At 57.8% G+C, this 17,583-nt stretch carries 11 protein-coding genes, 9 tRNA genes and 1 rRNA gene; 19 read left to right on the forward strand and 2 right to left on the reverse strand.

Features of this window, described 5'->3' with window-relative positions:
- The 14 genes from rrf to rpoC form a co-directional block, all read left to right on the forward strand.
- A 5S ribosomal RNA gene (rrf, locus tag HII33_RS10555) occupies window positions 1-88 on the forward strand; the annotation flags it as partial.
- Window positions 89-96: 8 nt separating this feature from the next.
- A tRNA-Val gene (locus tag HII33_RS10560) sits at window positions 97-169 on the forward strand.
- Between the two features lie 2 nt (window positions 170-171).
- Window positions 172-244, forward strand: a tRNA-Lys gene (locus HII33_RS10565).
- Window positions 245-270: 26 nt separating this feature from the next.
- Window positions 271-352: transfer RNA gene (locus tag HII33_RS10570), tRNA-Leu, on the forward strand.
- 4 nt (window positions 353-356) lie between these two features.
- Window positions 357-429, forward strand: a tRNA-Thr gene (locus tag HII33_RS10575).
- Between the two features lie 16 nt (window positions 430-445).
- Window positions 446-517 (forward strand) — tRNA-Gly (locus tag HII33_RS10580).
- An 11-nt stretch (window positions 518-528) separates the two neighbouring features.
- A tRNA-Leu gene (locus tag HII33_RS10585) sits at window positions 529-614 on the forward strand.
- Window positions 615-632: 18 nt separating this feature from the next.
- Window positions 633-706, forward strand: a tRNA-Arg gene (locus HII33_RS10590).
- A 35-nt stretch (window positions 707-741) separates the two neighbouring features.
- Window positions 742-813: transfer RNA gene (locus HII33_RS10595), tRNA-Gly, on the forward strand.
- Between the two features lie 5 nt (window positions 814-818).
- Window positions 819-892, forward strand: a tRNA-Pro gene (locus HII33_RS10600).
- 142 nt (window positions 893-1,034) lie between these two features.
- A complete protein-coding gene (locus HII33_RS10605) occupies window positions 1,035-1,502 on the forward strand; it encodes a CtsR family transcriptional regulator (RefSeq protein ID WP_179395791.1) in 468 nt (155 codons plus the stop codon).
- Window positions 1,503-1,529: 27 nt separating this feature from the next.
- Window positions 1,530-4,016, forward strand: a complete 2,487-nt coding sequence (locus HII33_RS10610; protein ID WP_179395792.1) for an ATP-dependent Clp protease ATP-binding subunit — start codon at window positions 1,530-1,532, stop codon at window positions 4,014-4,016.
- A gap of 364 nt (window positions 4,017-4,380) precedes the next feature.
- A complete protein-coding gene (rpoB, locus tag HII33_RS10615) occupies window positions 4,381-7,968 on the forward strand; it encodes a DNA-directed RNA polymerase subunit beta (protein ID WP_179395793.1) in 3,588 nt (1,195 codons plus the stop codon).
- 12 nt (window positions 7,969-7,980) lie between these two features.
- Window positions 7,981-11,634 (forward strand): DNA-directed RNA polymerase subunit beta', encoded by a 3,654-nt coding sequence (rpoC, locus tag HII33_RS10620; protein ID WP_179395794.1) that lies wholly within the window; start codon window positions 7,981-7,983, stop codon window positions 11,632-11,634.
- A 59-nt stretch (window positions 11,635-11,693) separates the two neighbouring features.
- Here rpoC and HII33_RS10625 read toward each other — a convergent pair whose 3' ends face one another.
- Window positions 11,694-12,158, reverse strand: a complete 465-nt coding sequence (locus HII33_RS10625) for a peptidase (RefSeq protein WP_179395795.1) — start codon at window positions 12,156-12,158, stop codon at window positions 11,694-11,696.
- Between the two features lie 235 nt (window positions 12,159-12,393).
- Here HII33_RS10625 and rpsL point away from each other — a divergent pair, with 235 nt between their 5' ends.
- From rpsL to fusA, 3 genes are all read left to right on the forward strand, one after another.
- Window positions 12,394-12,813 (forward strand): 30S ribosomal protein S12, encoded by a 420-nt coding sequence (gene rpsL / locus HII33_RS10630; protein WP_179395796.1) that lies wholly within the window; start codon window positions 12,394-12,396, stop codon window positions 12,811-12,813.
- A 50-nt stretch (window positions 12,814-12,863) separates the two neighbouring features.
- Window positions 12,864-13,334, forward strand: coding sequence for a 30S ribosomal protein S7 (gene rpsG, locus HII33_RS10635; protein WP_179395797.1), 471 nt, complete (start codon window positions 12,864-12,866; stop codon window positions 13,332-13,334).
- Window positions 13,335-13,423: 89 nt separating this feature from the next.
- Complete coding sequence (gene fusA, locus HII33_RS10640) at window positions 13,424-15,511, forward strand: elongation factor G (RefSeq protein ID WP_179395798.1); 2,088 nt, start codon at window positions 13,424-13,426, stop codon at window positions 15,509-15,511.
- A 166-nt stretch (window positions 15,512-15,677) separates the two neighbouring features.
- Here the strand turns inward: fusA and HII33_RS10645 are convergent, their stop codons facing one another.
- A complete protein-coding gene (locus tag HII33_RS10645) occupies window positions 15,678-16,226 on the reverse strand; it encodes a cysteine hydrolase family protein (RefSeq protein ID WP_179395799.1) in 549 nt (182 codons plus the stop codon).
- A 368-nt stretch (window positions 16,227-16,594) separates the two neighbouring features.
- Here HII33_RS10645 and rpsJ point away from each other — a divergent pair, with 368 nt between their 5' ends.
- Complete coding sequence (gene rpsJ, locus HII33_RS10650) at window positions 16,595-16,903, forward strand: 30S ribosomal protein S10 (RefSeq protein WP_125706076.1); 309 nt, start codon at window positions 16,595-16,597, stop codon at window positions 16,901-16,903.
- Between the two features lie 23 nt (window positions 16,904-16,926).
- Entirely contained in the window at window positions 16,927-17,562 is a 636-nt protein-coding gene (gene rplC / locus HII33_RS10655; protein WP_179395800.1) for a 50S ribosomal protein L3, read from the forward strand.
- The last annotated feature ends 21 nt before the right edge of the window (window positions 17,563-17,583 follow it).

Here is a 17,583-nt window from a genome sequence, read left to right on the forward strand (position 1 = left end):
TGTTCCCATGCCGAACACAGAAGTTAAGCTTCTCTACGCCGAGAGTAGTTGGTGGGTGACTGCCTGCGAGGGTAGGAAGCTGCCGCGCTTCATCATGGAGGATTAGCTCAGTTGGGAGAGCGTCTGCCTTACAAGCAGAGGGTCACAGGTTCGAGCCCTGTATCCTCCATTGAGCCGTTAGCTCAGTCGGTAGAGCATCTGACTTTTAATCAGAGGGTCGACAGTTCGAGCCTGTCACGGCTCATTTCATTAGGATCATAAATTTTTTCTGCGGGTGTGGCGGAACTGGCAGACGCGCTAGATTTAGGTTCTAGTGGTTATCACCGTGGGGGTTCGAGTCCCTTCACCCGCATCTTGCCGACTTAGCTCAGCTGGCAGAGCATCTGTCTTGTAAACAGAGGGTCGGAGGTTCGAATCCTCTAGTCGGCAGTAGTTGAATATTCATGCGGAAGTAGTTCAGTGGTAGAACATCACCTTGCCATGGTGGGGGTCGCGGGTTCGAATCCCGTCTTCCGCTTGTCACTTTCCGCCGGGATGGCGAAACTGGTAGACGCACAGGACTTAAAATCCTGCGGTAAGTGATTACCGTGTCGGTTCGAACCCGACTCTCGGCAGTACCAACTTAATATTATGCACCCATAGCGCAACTGGATAGAGTGTCTGACTACGAATCAGAAGGTTGTAGGTTCGACTCCTACTGGGTGCATCACCGGCTTGCCGGTCTAATTGAACAGGATTGTTGCGGAAGTAGTTCAGTGGTAGAACATCACCTTGCCATGGTGGGGGTCGCGGGTTCGAATCCCGTCTTCCGCTTCAATCGGGAAATAGCTCAGCTTGGTAGAGCGCTACGTTCGGGACGTAGAGGTCGTGGGTTCGAATCCCGTTTTCCCGATCACCAAAACTGACGTGTAGACGTCAGTTTTTTTGTGTTCTGTCTTTTTTTCGGTATAATAGAGAAAAGTCAAAATTAGTCAGACTCACCTGGGCGTGCACGCCCGAGGGTCGACCGAGCATAATGGAAGGGAGGCGACCGTATGCAGGCACGGAACATGTCAGATGTGATCGAACACTACCTCAAGGCGATGCTTGAGGCGCAGCGGCAAGTCGAGATCAGCCGAGCGGACGTGGCGGAGCAGTTCAACTGCGTCCCGTCGCAGATCAACTATGTGATCAAGACACGCTTCACCCCAGAGCGCGGGTACGTCGTCGAAAGCAAGCGCGGCGGCGGTGGGTATATTCGGATCCTAAAGGTGAACCTGCGCGATGATCAAGATTTGGTCAGTGCGATGGGCGCGAACTTGCCGACGCAGCTGTCGGCGCGAGATGCGCAGGCACTGATCCAGCAGCTCTACCAAGAAGGCGCGGTGACGCGCCAGACGGGCAACGTGATGCTCAACGTCCTCAGCCATCAGGCCTTGCAGCAGCCGACGCGCGATGCGGAAGAGCAGTTGCGGGCGCGATTGATGCTTGCTTTTCTTGACAGTTTGCGGTATGAAAGATAGAATCCACCAATACTAAGGAGCGTGCTTATGGACAACCTGTTTACCCCAAGTGCTAAGAATGTACTGATGATCGCACAGGAACAAGCCAAGTATTTTCACCACCATGCTGTGGGGACGGAACACTTGTTGATCGCGCTCGTGATCGAGCAAGAGGGGATCGCCGGCAAGACCCTGCGGCAGCTGGCTGTCACCGAGGCGGACGTGCACGATGAGATCGAGCGGTTCACCGGGTATGGCTCGGCCACGCCGGGTACACAGTCCAAGGAGACTTATCTCCCGTACTCGCCGAAGGGCAAGGAGATCCTGAGCTTCGCCGGCGATGAGGCCAAGCGACTCGGCGCCTTGAAGATCGGCACGGAGCATATTCTGCTCGGGTTGCTGCGGGAAGACGACATCCTGGCGGCGCGGATCCTACAGAACCTCGATCTGAGTCTGGCCAAGACCCGCCAATTGGTGCTCAAGAAGATGGGGATCACGGAGTCGGCGGCTAAGCATCGCGGTCCAGCGGCGCGTAACGCGCGACCGGCAAGTGCAGGGACCCCGACGCTGGACGGACTGGCGCGTGACCTGACGCAACTGGCGCGTGAGAACAAGATGGACCCGGTCGTCGGTCGTGACAAAGAAGTCCGCCGTCTGGTCCAGATCCTGGCCCGGCGCACGAAGAACAACCCGGTCTTGATCGGGGAGCCGGGGGTCGGTAAAACTGCGATCGCCGAGGGCTTCGCGGAGAAGATCGTTGCCGGTCAGGTGCCCGAAGAGATGCGCGACAAACGGCTGATGATGCTTGACATGGGCTCACTGGTCGCCGGCACCAAGTACCGGGGTGAGTTCGAGGACCGCCTCAAGAAGGTGATCGATGAGATCTACCAAGATGGACATGTGATCCTCTTCATCGATGAGCTGCACACGCTGATCGGTGCCGGTGGTGCGGAAGGGGCGATCGACGCCTCGAACATCCTGAAGCCGGCGTTGGCCCGCGGGGAATTGCAACTGATCGGGGCCACCACGTTAGATGAGTACCAGAAGTACATCGAAAAAGACGCAGCGCTCGAGCGACGGTTCGCCACCGTGCAGGTCGACGAACCGAGCCCGGCTGAGGCCGAAGCGATCTTGCGCGGGCTACGCGGACGCTATGAGGCCCACCACGGGGTGACGATCACCGACGACGCGTTACAGGCAGCGGTCACGCTGTCTTCGCGCTACATCTCCAGTCGGTTCCTGCCGGATAAGGCGATCGATCTGATCGACGAAAGCGCGGCGAAGGTCCGCCTGGATGAGGCCGACAAACCGACTAAGGTGGACAAGCTGCAGACCCAGCTGCGGGAGAGCGTTCGGGCCAAAGACGAGGCGATCATGCACCAGGACTTCGAGCTGGCCGCCTCGATCCGTGAAAAAGAACAAAAGTTACGGGCCAAGCTGGCTGCCTCACCGGAGCCGGTGAACGAAAGCGGCGTGCGCACGGACGTTCAGGTCACCGCCGAGGATGTCGCCGAAGTCGTCTCGCAGTGGACCGGTGTCCCAGTCACCCAGATGCAAAAGAAAGAAAGCGAGCGACTCGTCAACCTGGAGAAGGTCCTGCACGAGCGAGTGGTCGGCCAGGACGAAGCGGTGTCCGCAGTGGCCCGGGCGATCCGGCGCGCACGGAGCGGGCTGAAAGACCCGACCCGGCCGATCGGCTCCTTCATGTTCCTCGGCCCGACCGGCGTGGGGAAGACCGAGCTGGCTAAGGCGCTGGCCGAGGCGATGTTCGGCACTGAAGACGCGATGATCCGCGTCGACATGTCTGAGTATATGGAGAAGTACAGCACCAGCCGCTTGATCGGCGCAGCACCAGGTTATGTCGGCTATGATGAAGGTGGGCAGTTGACCGAGAAGGTGCGCAATAAGCCGTACTCGGTGGTGCTGCTGGATGAGGTGGAAAAAGCACACCCGGATGTCTTCAATATTCTGTTGCAAGTGCTGGACGACGGATACCTGACCGATTCGAAGGGCCGACGGGTCGATTTTCGTAACACGATCCTGATCATGACCTCTAACATCGGGGCCACGGCGCTACGTGACGACAAATCCGTCGGTTTCGGTGCCAAGGACGCCAGCACAGACTTCAAGGCGATGCAGTCGCGGATGCTGGAGGAGCTGAAGCGTGCCTTCCGGCCAGAGTTCCTGAACCGGATCGATGAGACGGTCGTGTTCCACAGTCTCAATAAGGAAGAATTGCACCAGATCGTTAAGATCATGGCCAAGACAGTCCTGCACCGGCTGAGCGATCAAGACATTACCGTCAAGATCACTCCGGCTGGGATCAACGCTGTTGCCAAGGCCGGCTTCGATCCTGAGTATGGCGCACGGCCGATCCGCCGCGCACTGCAACGTGACGTCGAAGATGAGCTCAGTGAGCTGTTGCTGACCGGGCAGGCGAAGACTGGCGATACGATCACGATCGGGGCCAAGAAGGGCAAGCTGACCTTTACAGTCAAGGCGGCCGAGACCCCGGGTGAGCCGCTGCACGTGTAAGCGGCACTGGCGCACTGAACGCTAGGTCATCCTGAACGACGCGTGTCACGTTAGGGTCCCGGTGGTTGCGGCGTTGCCGCGCCGCGGGGGCCTTTTGTAGCCTTGACTTGAGCGATCACGCCGCAACGGTGGCTGGCCGCTTGACACCGAGATGACCGATGGTGTATCATTAGTGCAATTGCATTTCGGCTAGGATAGGCCGCGGCGATCTATTGTCCGCCGCGGCGCATAAAGAACGCAAAAGTAGCAGCAATTTCGCCTTCTACTTTTCGTTTTTTTTTGCTCAAAACGTCCGCTAGCCAGTAATTGTAACACAATTGTAATAGTTACTGCAGGCCGGAAAATCTTATGAGGGGTGAACAACTTGGTAGGACACTTAGTGAATTACGGTAAACATCGCACACGCCGCTCCTATTCCCGCATCAAAGAAGTACTGGATCTCCCCAATCTGATCGAGATCCAGACTAACTCGTACCAATGGTTCCTTGACGAAGGGTTGAAGGAAATGTTCGACGACATTATGCCGATCGAAGACTTCCAGGGCAACCTGTCGCTTGAATTCGTTGATTACTCGCTGCAAGAACCGAAGTACACGGTCGAAGAGGCGCGCCAGCACGACGCGAACTTCTCTGCACCGCTGCATGTCACCCTGCGCTTGACCAACCACGAGACCGGTGAGATCAAGTCACAGGATGTCTTCTTTGGCGACTTCCCGCTGATGACGAAGCAAGGAACGTTCATTATCAACGGCGCAGAACGAGTTATCGTGTCACAGCTGGTCCGCTCCCCAGGGGTCTATTACAACTCTGAAACGGACAAGAATTCCCGTGTCACGTACGGCACCACCGTGATCCCGAACCGTGGGGCTTGGTTGGAGTACGAGACCGACGCCAAGGACCTCGCGTATGTGCGCATCGACCGCACACGTAAGATCCCGATGACCGAGCTCGTGCGCGCGCTTGGGTTCGGTGCCGACCAAGACATTATCAACATCTTCGGCGATAACGACTCTCTGATGCTGACGCTGGAAAAAGACGTTCACAAGAACACCGACGATTCCCGTACCGACGAAGCGCTGAAGGACATCTACGAACGGCTACGCCCAGGCGAACCGAAGACCGCGGACTCCTCTCGCTCCCTGCTGTACGCACGGTTCTTCGATCCGAAGCGCTATGATTTGGCGAACGTCGGCCGCTACAAGGTCAACAAGAAGCTGAGCCTCAAGACTCGTCTGCTCGGCCAGACGCTGGCGGAAACGCTGGCCGATCCGGACACCGGTGAAGTGCTGGTTCAAAAAGGCGAGAAGATCGACCGTCACGTGATGGATTCTCTCGGTGAGTACCTCGACCGGGATGACTTCAAGACCGTTACCTACCAACCATCCGATCAAGGGGTCGTTACCGAACCGATGACGATCCAGGTGATCAAGGTCTACTCTCAGGTCAACCCGGAGAAGGAGATCAACCTGATCGGCAACGGCCACATCGACAAGAAGGCCAAGCACCTCACCCCGGCTGACATCATCGCGTCCATGAACTACTTCTTGAACCTGCAGGAGGGCCTGGGCTCGACGGATGATATCGACCACTTGGGCAACCGGCGCATCCGCAGTGTCGGCGAACTGCTGCAGAACCAGTTCCGCATTGGGTTGTCGCGCATGGAGCGTGTCGTTCGCGAACGTATGTCCATCCAAGACACCGCCACGGTCACCCCCCAGCAGCTGATCAACATCCGGCCAGTGGTCGCCTCGATCAAGGAATTCTTCGGGTCCTCCCAGCTGTCCCAGTTCATGGACCAGACCAACCCGCTCGGTGAGCTGACGCACAAACGCCGCCTCTCCGCCCTTGGCCCTGGTGGGTTGACGCGTGACCGTGCGGGTTACGAAGTGCGAGACGTGCACTATACCCACTACGGGCGCATGTGTCCGATCGAAACCCCTGAAGGGCCTAACATCGGGCTGATCAACAGTCTGGCGTCTTACGCGGTCGTGAATCCGTACGGGTTCATCGAGACCCCGTACCGCCGTGTGTCTTGGACGGATCACAAGGTCACGGACAAGATCGACTACCTGACCGCCGACGAAGAAGATAACTACGTCGTCGCGCAGGCGAACGCCCCGCTGAACGATGACGGCTCCTTTGCCGAAGAGAGCATCCTGGCGCGTAAGAAGGATGAGAACATCGAAACGACTGCCGAGCACATCGACTACATGGACGTTTCGCCTAAGCAGGTAGTCGCGGTGGCGACGGCCTGCATCCCATTCCTTGAAAACGATGACTCCAACCGCGCCCTGATGGGGGCGAACATGCAGCGCCAGGCGGTGCCGCTGATCGACCCACACGCACCGCTGGTTGGGACCGGGATGGAATATAAGGCTGCCCACGACTCCGGGATTGCCGTGCTCGCAGAACACGCCGGGACCGTTGAGTACGTCGACGCCAAGGAGATCCGGGTCCGCCGTGATGACGGTGCGCAGGACAAGTATAAGTTGATGAAGTTCCGCCGCTCTAACGCGGGGAAGAACTACAACCAGCGGCCGATCGTGCGCCTTGGTGACAAGGTCGACGCCGACGAGATCATCGCCGACGGGCCAGCGATGGAGAACGGGGAACTGGCCCTGGGCCAAAACCCGATCATCGCCTTCATGACCTGGAACATGTACAACTACGAAGACGCGATCGTGCTGTCCGAAAAGCTGGTCAAGGAAGACGCGTACACCTCGATCCATATCGAAGAGTACGAATCTGAAGCCCGCGACACCAAGCTTGGCCCTGAAGAGATCACGCGCGAGATCCCGAACGTCGGTGACGACGCGCTGAAGGACCTCGATGAATTCGGGATCATTCGCATCGGGGCCGAAGTCCGCGATGGCGACATCTTGGTCGGCAAGGTGACGCCGAAGGGTGTGACCGAACTGTCCGCAGAAGAGCGCTTGCTGCACGCGATTTTTGGTGAAAAAGCGCGTGAAGTCCGCGACACCTCCCTCCGTGTGCCTCACGGCGGTGGCGGGATCATTCAAGACGTGCGGATCTTCACCCGTGAAGCTGGCGACGAGCTGGCCCCTGGGGTGAACATGATGGTCCGTGTCTACATCACGCAGAAGCGGAAGATCCAAGTCGGCGACAAGATGGCGGGTCGTCACGGGAACAAGGGGACCGTCTCGGTCGTTGTGCCTGAAGAAGACATGCCATTCCTGCCGGACGGCACGCCGGTTGATATCCTGCTGTCGCCAATGGGTGTGCCATCCCGTATGAACATCGGGCAAGTGCTCGACCTTCACTTAGGGATGGCCGCGAAGAAGCTCGGGATCCACGTGGCCACGCCTGTCTTTGACGGGGCGAACGACGAGGACCTCTGGGCGACGGTCAAGGAAGCCGGTATGGCCAGCGACGGCAAGTCCGTCTTGTATGATGGCCGCACGGGGGAACCGTTCGAAAACCGGGTCAGTGTCGGCGTCATGTACTACATGAAGCTTGCACACATGGTCGACGACAAACTCCACGCGCGTTCCATCGGTCCTTACTCCCTTGTCACGCAGCAGCCGCTGGGTGGTAAGGCACAGTTCGGGGGTCAGCGATTCGGGGAAATGGAAGTGTGGGCCCTTGAAGCTTACGGGGCTGCTTACACCCTGCAGGAGATCCTGACCTACAAGTCCGATGACGTCGTCGGGCGGGTGAAGACTTACGAGGCGATCGTCAAGGGTGAACCGATCCCGAAGCCGGGCGTACCGGAATCTTTCCGCGTGCTGGTCAAGGAACTGCAGTCGCTGGGTCTGGATATGAAGGTCTTAGACACCGACAAGAACGAGATCGAACTGCGCGACATGGACGACGAAGACGACGATGTGGTCAACGTTGACGCCTTAGCCAAGTTCGCCGCTCAGCAAGAAGAGAAGAAGGCCCAAGAAGCGGCTGCGGCGGCTTCTACGGCGAACACCGACGATAACGACTAGGAGGTCAGCTCTGTGATTGATGTCAACAAGTTTGAAAGTATGCAGATCGGCCTAGCCTCGCCAGACAAGATCCGCAGCTGGTCCTATGGGGAAGTCAAGAAACCCGAGACCATCAACTATCGGACCTTGAAGCCTGAGCGAGACGGGCTGTTCGATGAGCGCATCTTCGGGCCAACCAAAGACTGGGAGTGTGCTTGCGGGAAGTACAAGCGCATCCGGTACAAGGGGATCGTCTGTGACCGCTGCGGCGTCGAAGTGACGCGCGCAAAGGTCCGCCGTGAGCGGATGGGCCACATTGAGTTGGCCGCGCCGGTCTCCCACATCTGGTACTTCAAGGGGATCCCGAGCCGCATGGGGCTTGTCCTCGATATGTCCCCACGCGCCTTGGAAGAAGTGATCTACTTTGCGTCCTACGTCGTGATCGACGCGGGGGATACCGCCTTAGAGAAGAAGCAGCTGCTGACGGAGCGTGAGTACCGTGAAAAGCGCGACGAGTACGGCGACGGGTTCAATGCTAAGATGGGGGCCGAAGCGATCAAGGAACTCTTGGCGCAAGTCGACCTGGCTAAGGAAGTCGCTGAGCTGAAGGAAGACCTGAAGTCTGCTCAAGGCCAGAAGCGGACCCGTGCGATCCGGCGTCTGGATATCCTTGACGCGTTCCTTGAATCCGGCAACGATCCGGCTTGGATGGTCATGGACACGATCCCGGTCATCCCGCCAGATCTGCGCCCGATGGTCCAGCTCGAAGGTGGGCGCTTTGCCACCTCCGACCTGAACGACCTATACCGCCGGGTGATCAACCGAAACAACCGCTTGAAGCGGCTGCTCGATTTGAACGCCCCGAACATCATTGTTCAAAACGAAAAGCGCATGCTCCAAGAAGCCGTCGACGCCTTGATCGATAACGGGCGCCGGGGCCGGCCAGTCACCGGTCCTGGGAACCGGCCGCTGAAGTCTTTGAGCCACATGCTCAAAGGGAAGCAGGGGCGGTTCCGTCAGAACCTGCTGGGTAAGCGTGTCGACTACTCCGGCCGTTCGGTCATCGACGTCGGCCCGACGCTGAAGTTCTATCAGTGTGGGCTGCCGCGTTCCATGGCGCTTGAACTGTTCAAGCCGTTCGTCATGCGCGAGTTGGTCGCGCGTGATATGGCCAGCAACATCAAGAATGCCAAGCGTAAGATCGACCGCGAAGATGACGATATCTGGGATGTGCTCGAAGAAGTGATCAAGGAGCGGCCAGTTCTGCTGAACCGCGCGCCAACGCTTCACCGTCTGGGGATCCAGGCCTTTGAACCCGTCCTGGTTGATGGGAAGGCGATGCGTCTGCACCCGCTGGTCTGCGAAGCGTACAACGCGGACTTTGACGGGGACCAGATGGCGGTCCACGTCCCACTGTCCGATGAAGCCCAAGCCGAAGCACGCCTGCTGATGCTGGCGGCGCACCACATTCTGGCTCCGAAGGACGGCAAGCCAATCGTGACCCCGTCTCAGGATATCGTGCTGGGGAACTACTACCTGACGATGGAACAAAAAGCGCGTGAAGGCGAAGGGATGATCTTTAAGGACACCAACGAAGTCCTGATGGCCCTTCAAAACGGCTACGTGCACCTGCACAGCCGCATCGGGCTGGCGGTTGCCTCTCTGCCGCAGAAGCCATTCACGGATGAGCAGCGGCGCAAGATCATGGTGACCTCTGTCGGTAAGGTGATCTTCAACGAGATCATGCCGGACGACTTCCCGTACCTGAACGAGCCGACGGGCGACAATATCGTCAACGGCGTGCCGGACAAGTACTTCCTGACTGCCGGTGAAGACATCAACGCGTATCTGACTGATGCGCCGCTGATCCTGCCGTTCAAGAAGGGCTTCCTGTCCGACATCATCGCTGAGGTCTTCAAGACCTACAAGGTGCAGCGGACCTCCGACTTGCTGGATGATATGAAGACCTTGGGTTATACCCAAGCGACGCACTCCGGGCTGACCGTTGGGGTCGCCGACGTGCCGAACCTGGCCGAAAAGCCAGCGATCGTCGCCGAGGCCCACAAGAAGGTTGCGACCGTCTCCAAGCAGTTCCGTCGTGGGCTGATCACCGACCAGGAACGCCATGACCGCGTGATCTCCATCTGGAACGACGCGAAGGACGACATTCAGCAGAAGCTGATCGATTCCTTCGACCCGAACAACCCGATCTCGATGATGAGTGACTCCGGGGCGCGTGGGAACATCTCGAACTTCACTCAGCTCGCCGGGATGCGTGGCCTGATGGCTGCGCCTAACGGGGGGATGATGGAAGTGCCTGTTCTGTCGAACTTCCGTGAAGGCCTGTCCGTTATGGAAATGTTCATGTCCACTCACGGGGCGCGTAAAGGGATGACCGATACCGCGCTGAAGACCGCTGACTCGGGTTACCTGACGCGGCGTCTGGTCGACGTCGCGCAGGATGTCATTGTCCGCGAAGAGGATTGTGGCACCGACCGTGGGCTGCTGGTCACGGCGATCCGCGAAGGCAACGAAATGATCGAACCGCTTTATGACCGTCTGGTTGGGCGTTTCACCCAAAAGACTGTCTACGACCCGCAGACCGGGGCCATCATCGTGCCGCGTGACACGTTGATGGACGAAGACTTGGCGCAAAAAGTCGTGGATGCCGGTGTTGAAGCCGTCACGATTCGCTCCGTCTTCACCTGCGACACCAAGCACGGTGTTTGCCAGAAGTGCTACGGCCGCAACATGGCGACCGGCGAACAGGTCGAAGTCGGCGAAGCCGTCGGGACCGTCGCCGCGCAGTCGATCGGTGAACCTGGGACGCAGCTGACCATGCGTAACTTCCATACGGGTGGGGTTGCTGGTGGTGAAGATATCACCCAAGGGCTGCCACGTATCCAGGAAATCTTCGAAGCCCGCAACCCGAAGGGGCTTGCGGTCATCACAGAAGTGACCGGTGAAGTGACTGCGATCGACGAGAACCCGGCGGAACACACCCGTGAGATCACCGTTCAAGGTGAGACCGATACCCGGACGTACAGCGTGCCTTACGCGTCCTCCGTGGCCGTTGCAGAAGGCGACCATGTCGATCGTGGGGCGCGTCTGACCGGTGGATCGGTCGATCCGAAGCAGTTGATCAAGATCCAAAATGTGATCAACACCGAAAACTACCTGATCTCCGAAGTGCAGAAGGTTTACCGGATGCAAGGGGTTGAGATCGGCGATAAGCACGTCGAGGTCATGGTCCGTCAGATGCTGCGCAAGATCCGCGTTATGGATCCAGGCGACACCGATATCCTGCCAGGGACGCTGTTGGATATTGCCGAGTTCACCGAGCGTAACAAGAAGACGCTGATCGAAGGGGGCATCCCAGCCACCGGCCGTGCCGTCTTGCTCGGGATCACCAAGGCCTCGCTTGAGACCAACTCCTTCCTGTCGGCGGCCTCCTTCCAGGAGACCACGCGCGTCCTCACCGACGCATCGATCCGCGGCAAGAACGATCCGCTGGTCGGCTTGAAGGAAAACGTGATTATCGGGAAGATCATTCCGGCTGGGACCGGGATGGCGACATACCGCCACATGGAACCCAAGACCGTGGGCGCTGTCTCCGACAATGTTTACTCCATCGCTGATATCGAAAAGCAGATGAAGGCCTCTGAAGCGGCCCCAACTGAAGACTGATCCAGCGCTAACAGGCGTCACCGCAACCGCGGTGACGCCTGTTTTTGACTAACACCGATCTAGCCCCACCAACGCATCAGGCCATACGCGATCGCGAGGTGGGCCAGTAGCGGTAGGGTCTGCGGACGCCGCACGAAGTGGTGGATGCCGGCGCTGCCGCAGGCGAGTAGCACCCACCAGAGGCTCCAGTCGAGCGGATGAAGGGCCGCGATCACTGTGATCGCGAGCCAGTCGGCGCTGCCTAATCCATGGGTCACCCCCGCGAGCAAACCGAGCGTGAGGCACCAGAAGCCGGCGCTCGGCCAGTACAGCGGGGTGGTGCGCAAGGCCAACACCACCAGGCACCAAGCATCGAATCGCGCGGCTGGGACGGTCCGGGTGCGCCAATCGCGCACGCCGAAACCGCATAGGCCGACTGCGATGACTGCAGCGTGTAGGCTGGTCGGCGCCAGGACGACGATCCCGACCAGTCGCGTCAAGTCAAACGGTGACTGTTCGGCGGGTTCAGGTAGACGTGGGGACATGAGATCACCTCCAGGCTAGATTTCGCTTTTTGCCAGTCCGCCCCTTGACACGTCGAAGCAGAAGATAGTACACTATCAAAGGTGCTTTTTTCCAGTGTGTTCGGGTGTGCCCCGGGCGCGGACTGGTGAACTGCCACTCCGCGCCCCGGTTGGCCATTTTTTTATTTTTAAAAATGAACCGCCTGGATGTGTGGACTTGAAAAGATACCCATAATCAGGAAGGAGGAACCTTAGAATGCCTACCATTAACCAATTGGTGCGTCAAGGTCGTAAATCTCAGGTAACGAAGTCGGACTCTCCAGCCCTGAACTTCGGTTACAATAGCAAGAAGAAATCTCTTACCAATAACCCTGCTCCTCAAAAGCGTGGGGTTGCCACTCGTGTGGGGACGATGACACCGAAGAAGCCTAACTCTGCGCTTCGTAAGTATGCGCGTGTGCGTCTGTCCAACCTGATCGAAGTGACGGCTTACATCCCAGGTGTCGGCCACAACTTGCAGGAACATAGTGTCGTCTTGATCCGTGGCGGCCGTGTAAAGGACTTGCCAGGGGTACGTTACCACATCATCCGTGGTGCGCTTGATACTGCCGGTGTTGACGGCCGGATGCAGAGCCGTTCCAAGTACGGTGCAAAGCGCCCTAAGGCCAAGAAGTAATCGCTCTAAGCCGCTGAAGCGGTAATTATCCCTATAAGGAGGCAATCAGCATGCCACGTAAAGGCAATGTTTCAAAACGCGACGTTTTACCTGATCCAGTCTACAATTCCAAGCTGGTGACGCGTCTGATCAACCACTTGATGATCGACGGGAAGCTCGGCAAGGCGCAAACCATTCTTTACGATTCTTTCGATATCATCAAGAAGGAAACCGGTAACGAACCGCTTGACGTGTTCGAACAGGCGATGAAGAACGTGATGCCTGTCCTCGAAGTCAAGGCACGCCGTATCGGTGGGTCTAACTACCAGGTGCCGATCGAAGTTCGGCCTGACCGTCGCACGACGTTGGGTCTGCGCTGGATCGTTCAATATTCCCGTGCCCGCGGCGAACACACCATGGACGAGCGTCTTGCACGCGAGATCATGGACGCTGCTAACAACACCGGGGCTGCAGTCAAGAAGCGTGAAGACACGCACAAGATGGCTGACGCTAACCGCGCGTTCGCACACTATCGTTGGTAAGAATCTTGGCTATTATATCCGAATGCTGGCATATAGTAGCCAATTCTTTTACCCATTACAGATCAAATTGAGAGGAGCAATACATTCACATGGCCAACAAGCGTGAATTTCCGTTAGACCGGACCCGCAACATCGGGATCATGGCCCACATCGATGCTGGTAAGACCACGACGACTGAACGGATCCTGTACTATACCGGTAAGATCCACAAGATCGGCGAGACCCACGAAGGGGCCTCCCAGATGGACTGGATGGAGCAGGAACAAGAACGTGGGATCACCATCACCAGTGCGGCGACGACCGCGTTCTGGAAGGACCACCGGATCAACATCATCGACACCCCAGGGCACGTGGACTTCACCATCGAAGTTGAGCGTTCCCTGCGTGTCCTTGATGGCGCTGTAACGGTGCTTGACGCCCAAGCCGGCGTTGAGCCGCAGACCGAAAACGTTTGGCGCCAGGCGACGACGTACTCCGTTCCCCGGCTCGTGTTCGTCAACAAGATGGACAAGATCGGCGCGGACTTCAAGTACTCCGTGCAGACCTTGCATGATCGTCTGGGCGCGAACGCCCACGCCGTTCAGCTGCCGATCGGGGCAGAAGACAACTTCGAAGGGGTCATCGACCTGATCGAAATGAAGGCGGACCTGTACGACGAAGACGAACTGGGTTCCGAATGGGACGTTGTTGACATCCCGGCCGATTACAAGGAAGAAGCCGAAGCGGCACACAACGCGCTGATCGAAGCCGTTGCGGACGTTGATGATGGCATCATGGACAAGTACCTTGAAGGCGAAGAGATCTCTACGGACGAGCTCAAAGCAGCGATCCGTAAGGCGACCTTGGCCCTCGAGTTCTTCCCTGTATTTGCGGGCTCTGCCTTCAAGAACAAAGGGGTCCAGATGATGCTTGATGGGGTCGTGGACTACCTGCCATCCCCACTCGACGTGAAGCCATACAACGCGACCGATCCTGAGACCGGCGAATCCGTTGCGCTGACCGCCGGTGATGACAAGGACTTCGCTGCCTTGGCCTTCAAGATCGCCACCGACCCATTCGTTGGTCGTCTGACCTTCATCCGCGTTTACAGCGGCACGCTGCAGGCGGGTTCTTACGTCCTCAATGCGACCAAGGACACCCGTGAACGTGTCGGCCGTCTGCTCCAGATGCACAGTAACACGCGTCAGGAGATCCCAGAAGTATTCTCCGGGGATATCGCTGCGGCGATCGGCCTGAAGAACACCACGACCGGTGACTCCCTGACGTCCGTCGATCACCCGTTGATCCTCGAATCTCTGGAAGTGCCAGAACCTGTTATCCAGGTCTCCATCGAGCCTAACTCCAAGGAAGACCGGGACAAGCTGGATGTTGCGCTTCAGAAGCTTTCTGAAGAAGACCCAACGTTCCGTGCCGAGACGAACCCTGAGACCGGCGAAACACTGATCGCCGGGATGGGCGAATTGCACTTGGACATCATGGTCGACCGGATGAAGCGTGAGTTCAAGGTCGAAGCCAAGGTCGGCGAACCTCAGGTTGCTTACCGTGAGACCTTCACTAAGACCGCAAGCGCCCAAGGTAAGTTCGTGCGCCAGTCTGGTGGTAAAGGGCAGTATGGTGATGTTTGGGTCGAATTCACACCGAACGAAGAAGGCAAGGGCTTCGAATTCGAAGATGCCATCGTCGGTGGTGTGGTTCCGCGTGAATACATCCCGTCTGTTGAACAAGGCCTGAAGGAATCCATGGAAAATGGGGTCCTAGCTGGCTACCCACTGATCGACGTCAAGGCCAAGCTGTATGATGGGTCTTACCACGAAGTCGATTCCTCCGAAGCGGCCTTCAAGGTTGCGGCTTCTATGGCGTTGAAGAACGCTGCGAAGTCGGCCGGTGCTGTGATCCTGGAACCGATCATGCACGTTGAAGTGGTTGCACCTGAAGCCTACCTCGGCGATATCATGGGTCAAGTGACTGCCCGTCGCGGTCGCGTTGAAGCCATGGAAGCCCGTGGGAACGCGCAGGTCGTCAACGCGATGGTGCCGCTGGCCGAGATGTTCGGTTACGCGACCACCCTGCGTTCTGCGACCCAGGGTCGTGGGACCTTCACGATGACCTTCGATCACTACGAAGCGACGCCAAAGTCGATTCAAGAAGAGATCATCAAGAAGAACGGCGGCCAATAAGCCCTCGTTCGCCACGAAAAAGCCTCCCGCATGCGGGAGGCTTTTTTGGCGTGTCCGTGTCATCGACTGCGAGGCCCCCGGCCGCCGGACTGGGGCGGTCGGGGGGGCTCCCTGGTGCCACACAACGTGTGACGTGAGTGGCGGCAACCGGGCCGGATGTCGTCGATCAGGCCAGGCTAGCGTTGAGAACGGTCTTGAAGTGATCCAGCGCCCAGGCCTGACCGCCAGGTTTGAAGGTCGCCACGGCGTCTTGATGGATGGTCAGCGGGTAACTCAGGTTGTAAGCGTCCACCGCGGTGTGCAGAACGCAGATATCGGTGCACACGCCGACTAAGTGTAAGTCGTCAACGGCGCGCTCGCGCAGCCACAGGTCCAGTGGGGTGCCGGCGAAGCTGGAGTAGCGGGTCTTGTCGAACACGGTGACGGTGCGCGCATCAGCGTGAGCCGCGACCCATGGTGACAGAGGGCCGTAGAACTCGCGCCCCCAGGTCCCACGCACGTTATGCGGCGGGAATAACTTGGTCTCAGGGTGGTAGGGATCCCCGGGCACGTGCACATCCGTAGGCAGAAAGACGAAGTCTCCAGCCGCGCGAAACTGTTCCGCCAGCTCGACGATACGCGACGCGATCGCCTGGGCGGGCGCACCGGCGGACAGTGCCCCCGTCGGCGCGACAAAATCGTTGGTGTAATCGATGATCAACAGGGCTTTAGACATAAGGCCACCTCCTAAGGGGTACTTTAGCGGGTCTGTCAGCAGGTGTCAAGACAACGTGTTGAGCAGGATGTAAACGTGTGGGGCAGCGCGTCGTGAAACGGCGAACAAAAGCCGATGTGACGGCGTTCGGGTGCCTGAAAAACTTTCGGTGATTTGCCGAAAAGCCTTGCCTTTTGCGGCGTGGTTTTATATACTATCAAGAGTGCTGTGTAATCTGAGTGGGTTACTATGCACTTCTGGCTCGTGTTGGGCCACGGTAGCGTGGATGTGAGAGGTTGCGACACGCCCGGCCGCTTTGCCACGGCGGCGTGGCGGAAATTTTCACGGAGCTAGTCTACTAAATGATAATAGACGAAGGAGGTCACACAATGGCAAAACAAAAGATTCGGATCCGGTTGAAGGCTTACGAACACCGCATCCTAGATCAATCCGCAGACAAGATCGTCGAGACTGCTAAGCGCACAGGTGCTGCAATCTCTGGCCCGATCCCTCTGCCAACGGAACGTACACTTTACACGGTGCTTCGTTCCCCGCATAAGTACAAGGATTCTCGGGAACAGTTCGAAATGCGGACGCACAAGCGTCTCATCGACATCGTCAACCCGACGCCTAAAACCGTTGACGCGCTGATGAAGCTCGATCTGCCAAGCGGCGTTGACATCGAAATCAAACTATAATTCATCGTATTGGAGGTGTACCCATGACACGTAAAGGAATCTTAGGTAAGAAAATTGGCATGACGCAAGTCTTCACCGAGAACGGCGAACTCGTTCCCGTGACCGTGATCGACGTAACGCCTAACGTTGTCCTGCAAGTTAAGACCGTTGAATCTGACGGCTACGAAGCAGTTCAGCTGGGCTACGGCGACAAGCGTGAAGTTCTTAGCAACAAGCCAAGCGTCGGTCACGCCAAGAAGGCGGACACGACCCCTAAGCGCTTCATTAAGGAAATCCGTGATGTAGCGCTTAGCGAATACGAAGTAGGCAAGACCATCGCCGCTGATGAGTTTGCTGCTGGCGACATCGTGGATGTCACCGGTACTTCCAAAGGCCACGGTTACCAAGGTAACATCAAGAAGGATGGCCAGTCCCGCGGCCCTATGGCCCACGGTTCTCGTTACCACCGTCGCCCAGGTTCTCTTGGCGCCATCATCAACAAGGTGTTCAAGGGTAAGAAACTGCCTGGCCGGATGGGTAACAACACCCGCACCATGCAAAACCTGACCGTTATCTCGACCGACCTGGACCACAACGTTATCCTGATCAAGGGGAACGTTCCAGGCGCGAACAAGTCGTTCGTAACGATCCGCTCTGCTGTTAAAGCAGCCAACAAGTAATCAGAAGGGAGGACATTAACT

It is taken from the genome of Lacticaseibacillus absianus (genome assembly GCF_013407595.1).
GTDB classification, from domain to species: Bacteria; Bacillota; Bacilli; order Lactobacillales; family Lactobacillaceae; genus Lacticaseibacillus; species Lacticaseibacillus absianus.

Excerpts from the sequence above, each read along its gene's own strand:
- HII33_RS10605 (WP_179395791.1), top strand. The coding sequence starts at position 1,035 with ATGCAGGCACGGAACATGTCAGATGTGATCGAACACTACCTCAAGGCG.
- HII33_RS10610 (WP_179395792.1), top strand. The coding sequence starts at position 1,530 with ATGGACAACCTGTTTACCCCAAGTGCTAAGAATGTACTGATGATCGCA.
- HII33_RS10625 (WP_179395795.1), bottom strand. The coding sequence starts at position 12,158 with ATGTCCCCACGTCTACCTGAACCCGCCGAACAGTCACCGTTTGACTTG.
- rpsL (WP_179395796.1), top strand. The coding sequence starts at position 12,394 with ATGCCTACCATTAACCAATTGGTGCGTCAAGGTCGTAAATCTCAGGTA.
- rpsG (WP_179395797.1), top strand. The coding sequence starts at position 12,864 with ATGCCACGTAAAGGCAATGTTTCAAAACGCGACGTTTTACCTGATCCA.
- fusA (WP_179395798.1), top strand. The coding sequence starts at position 13,424 with ATGGCCAACAAGCGTGAATTTCCGTTAGACCGGACCCGCAACATCGGG.
- HII33_RS10645 (WP_179395799.1), bottom strand. The coding sequence starts at position 16,226 with ATGTCTAAAGCCCTGTTGATCATCGATTACACCAACGATTTTGTCGCG.
- rpsJ (WP_125706076.1), top strand. The coding sequence starts at position 16,595 with ATGGCAAAACAAAAGATTCGGATCCGGTTGAAGGCTTACGAACACCGC.
- rplC (WP_179395800.1), top strand. The coding sequence starts at position 16,927 with ATGACACGTAAAGGAATCTTAGGTAAGAAAATTGGCATGACGCAAGTC.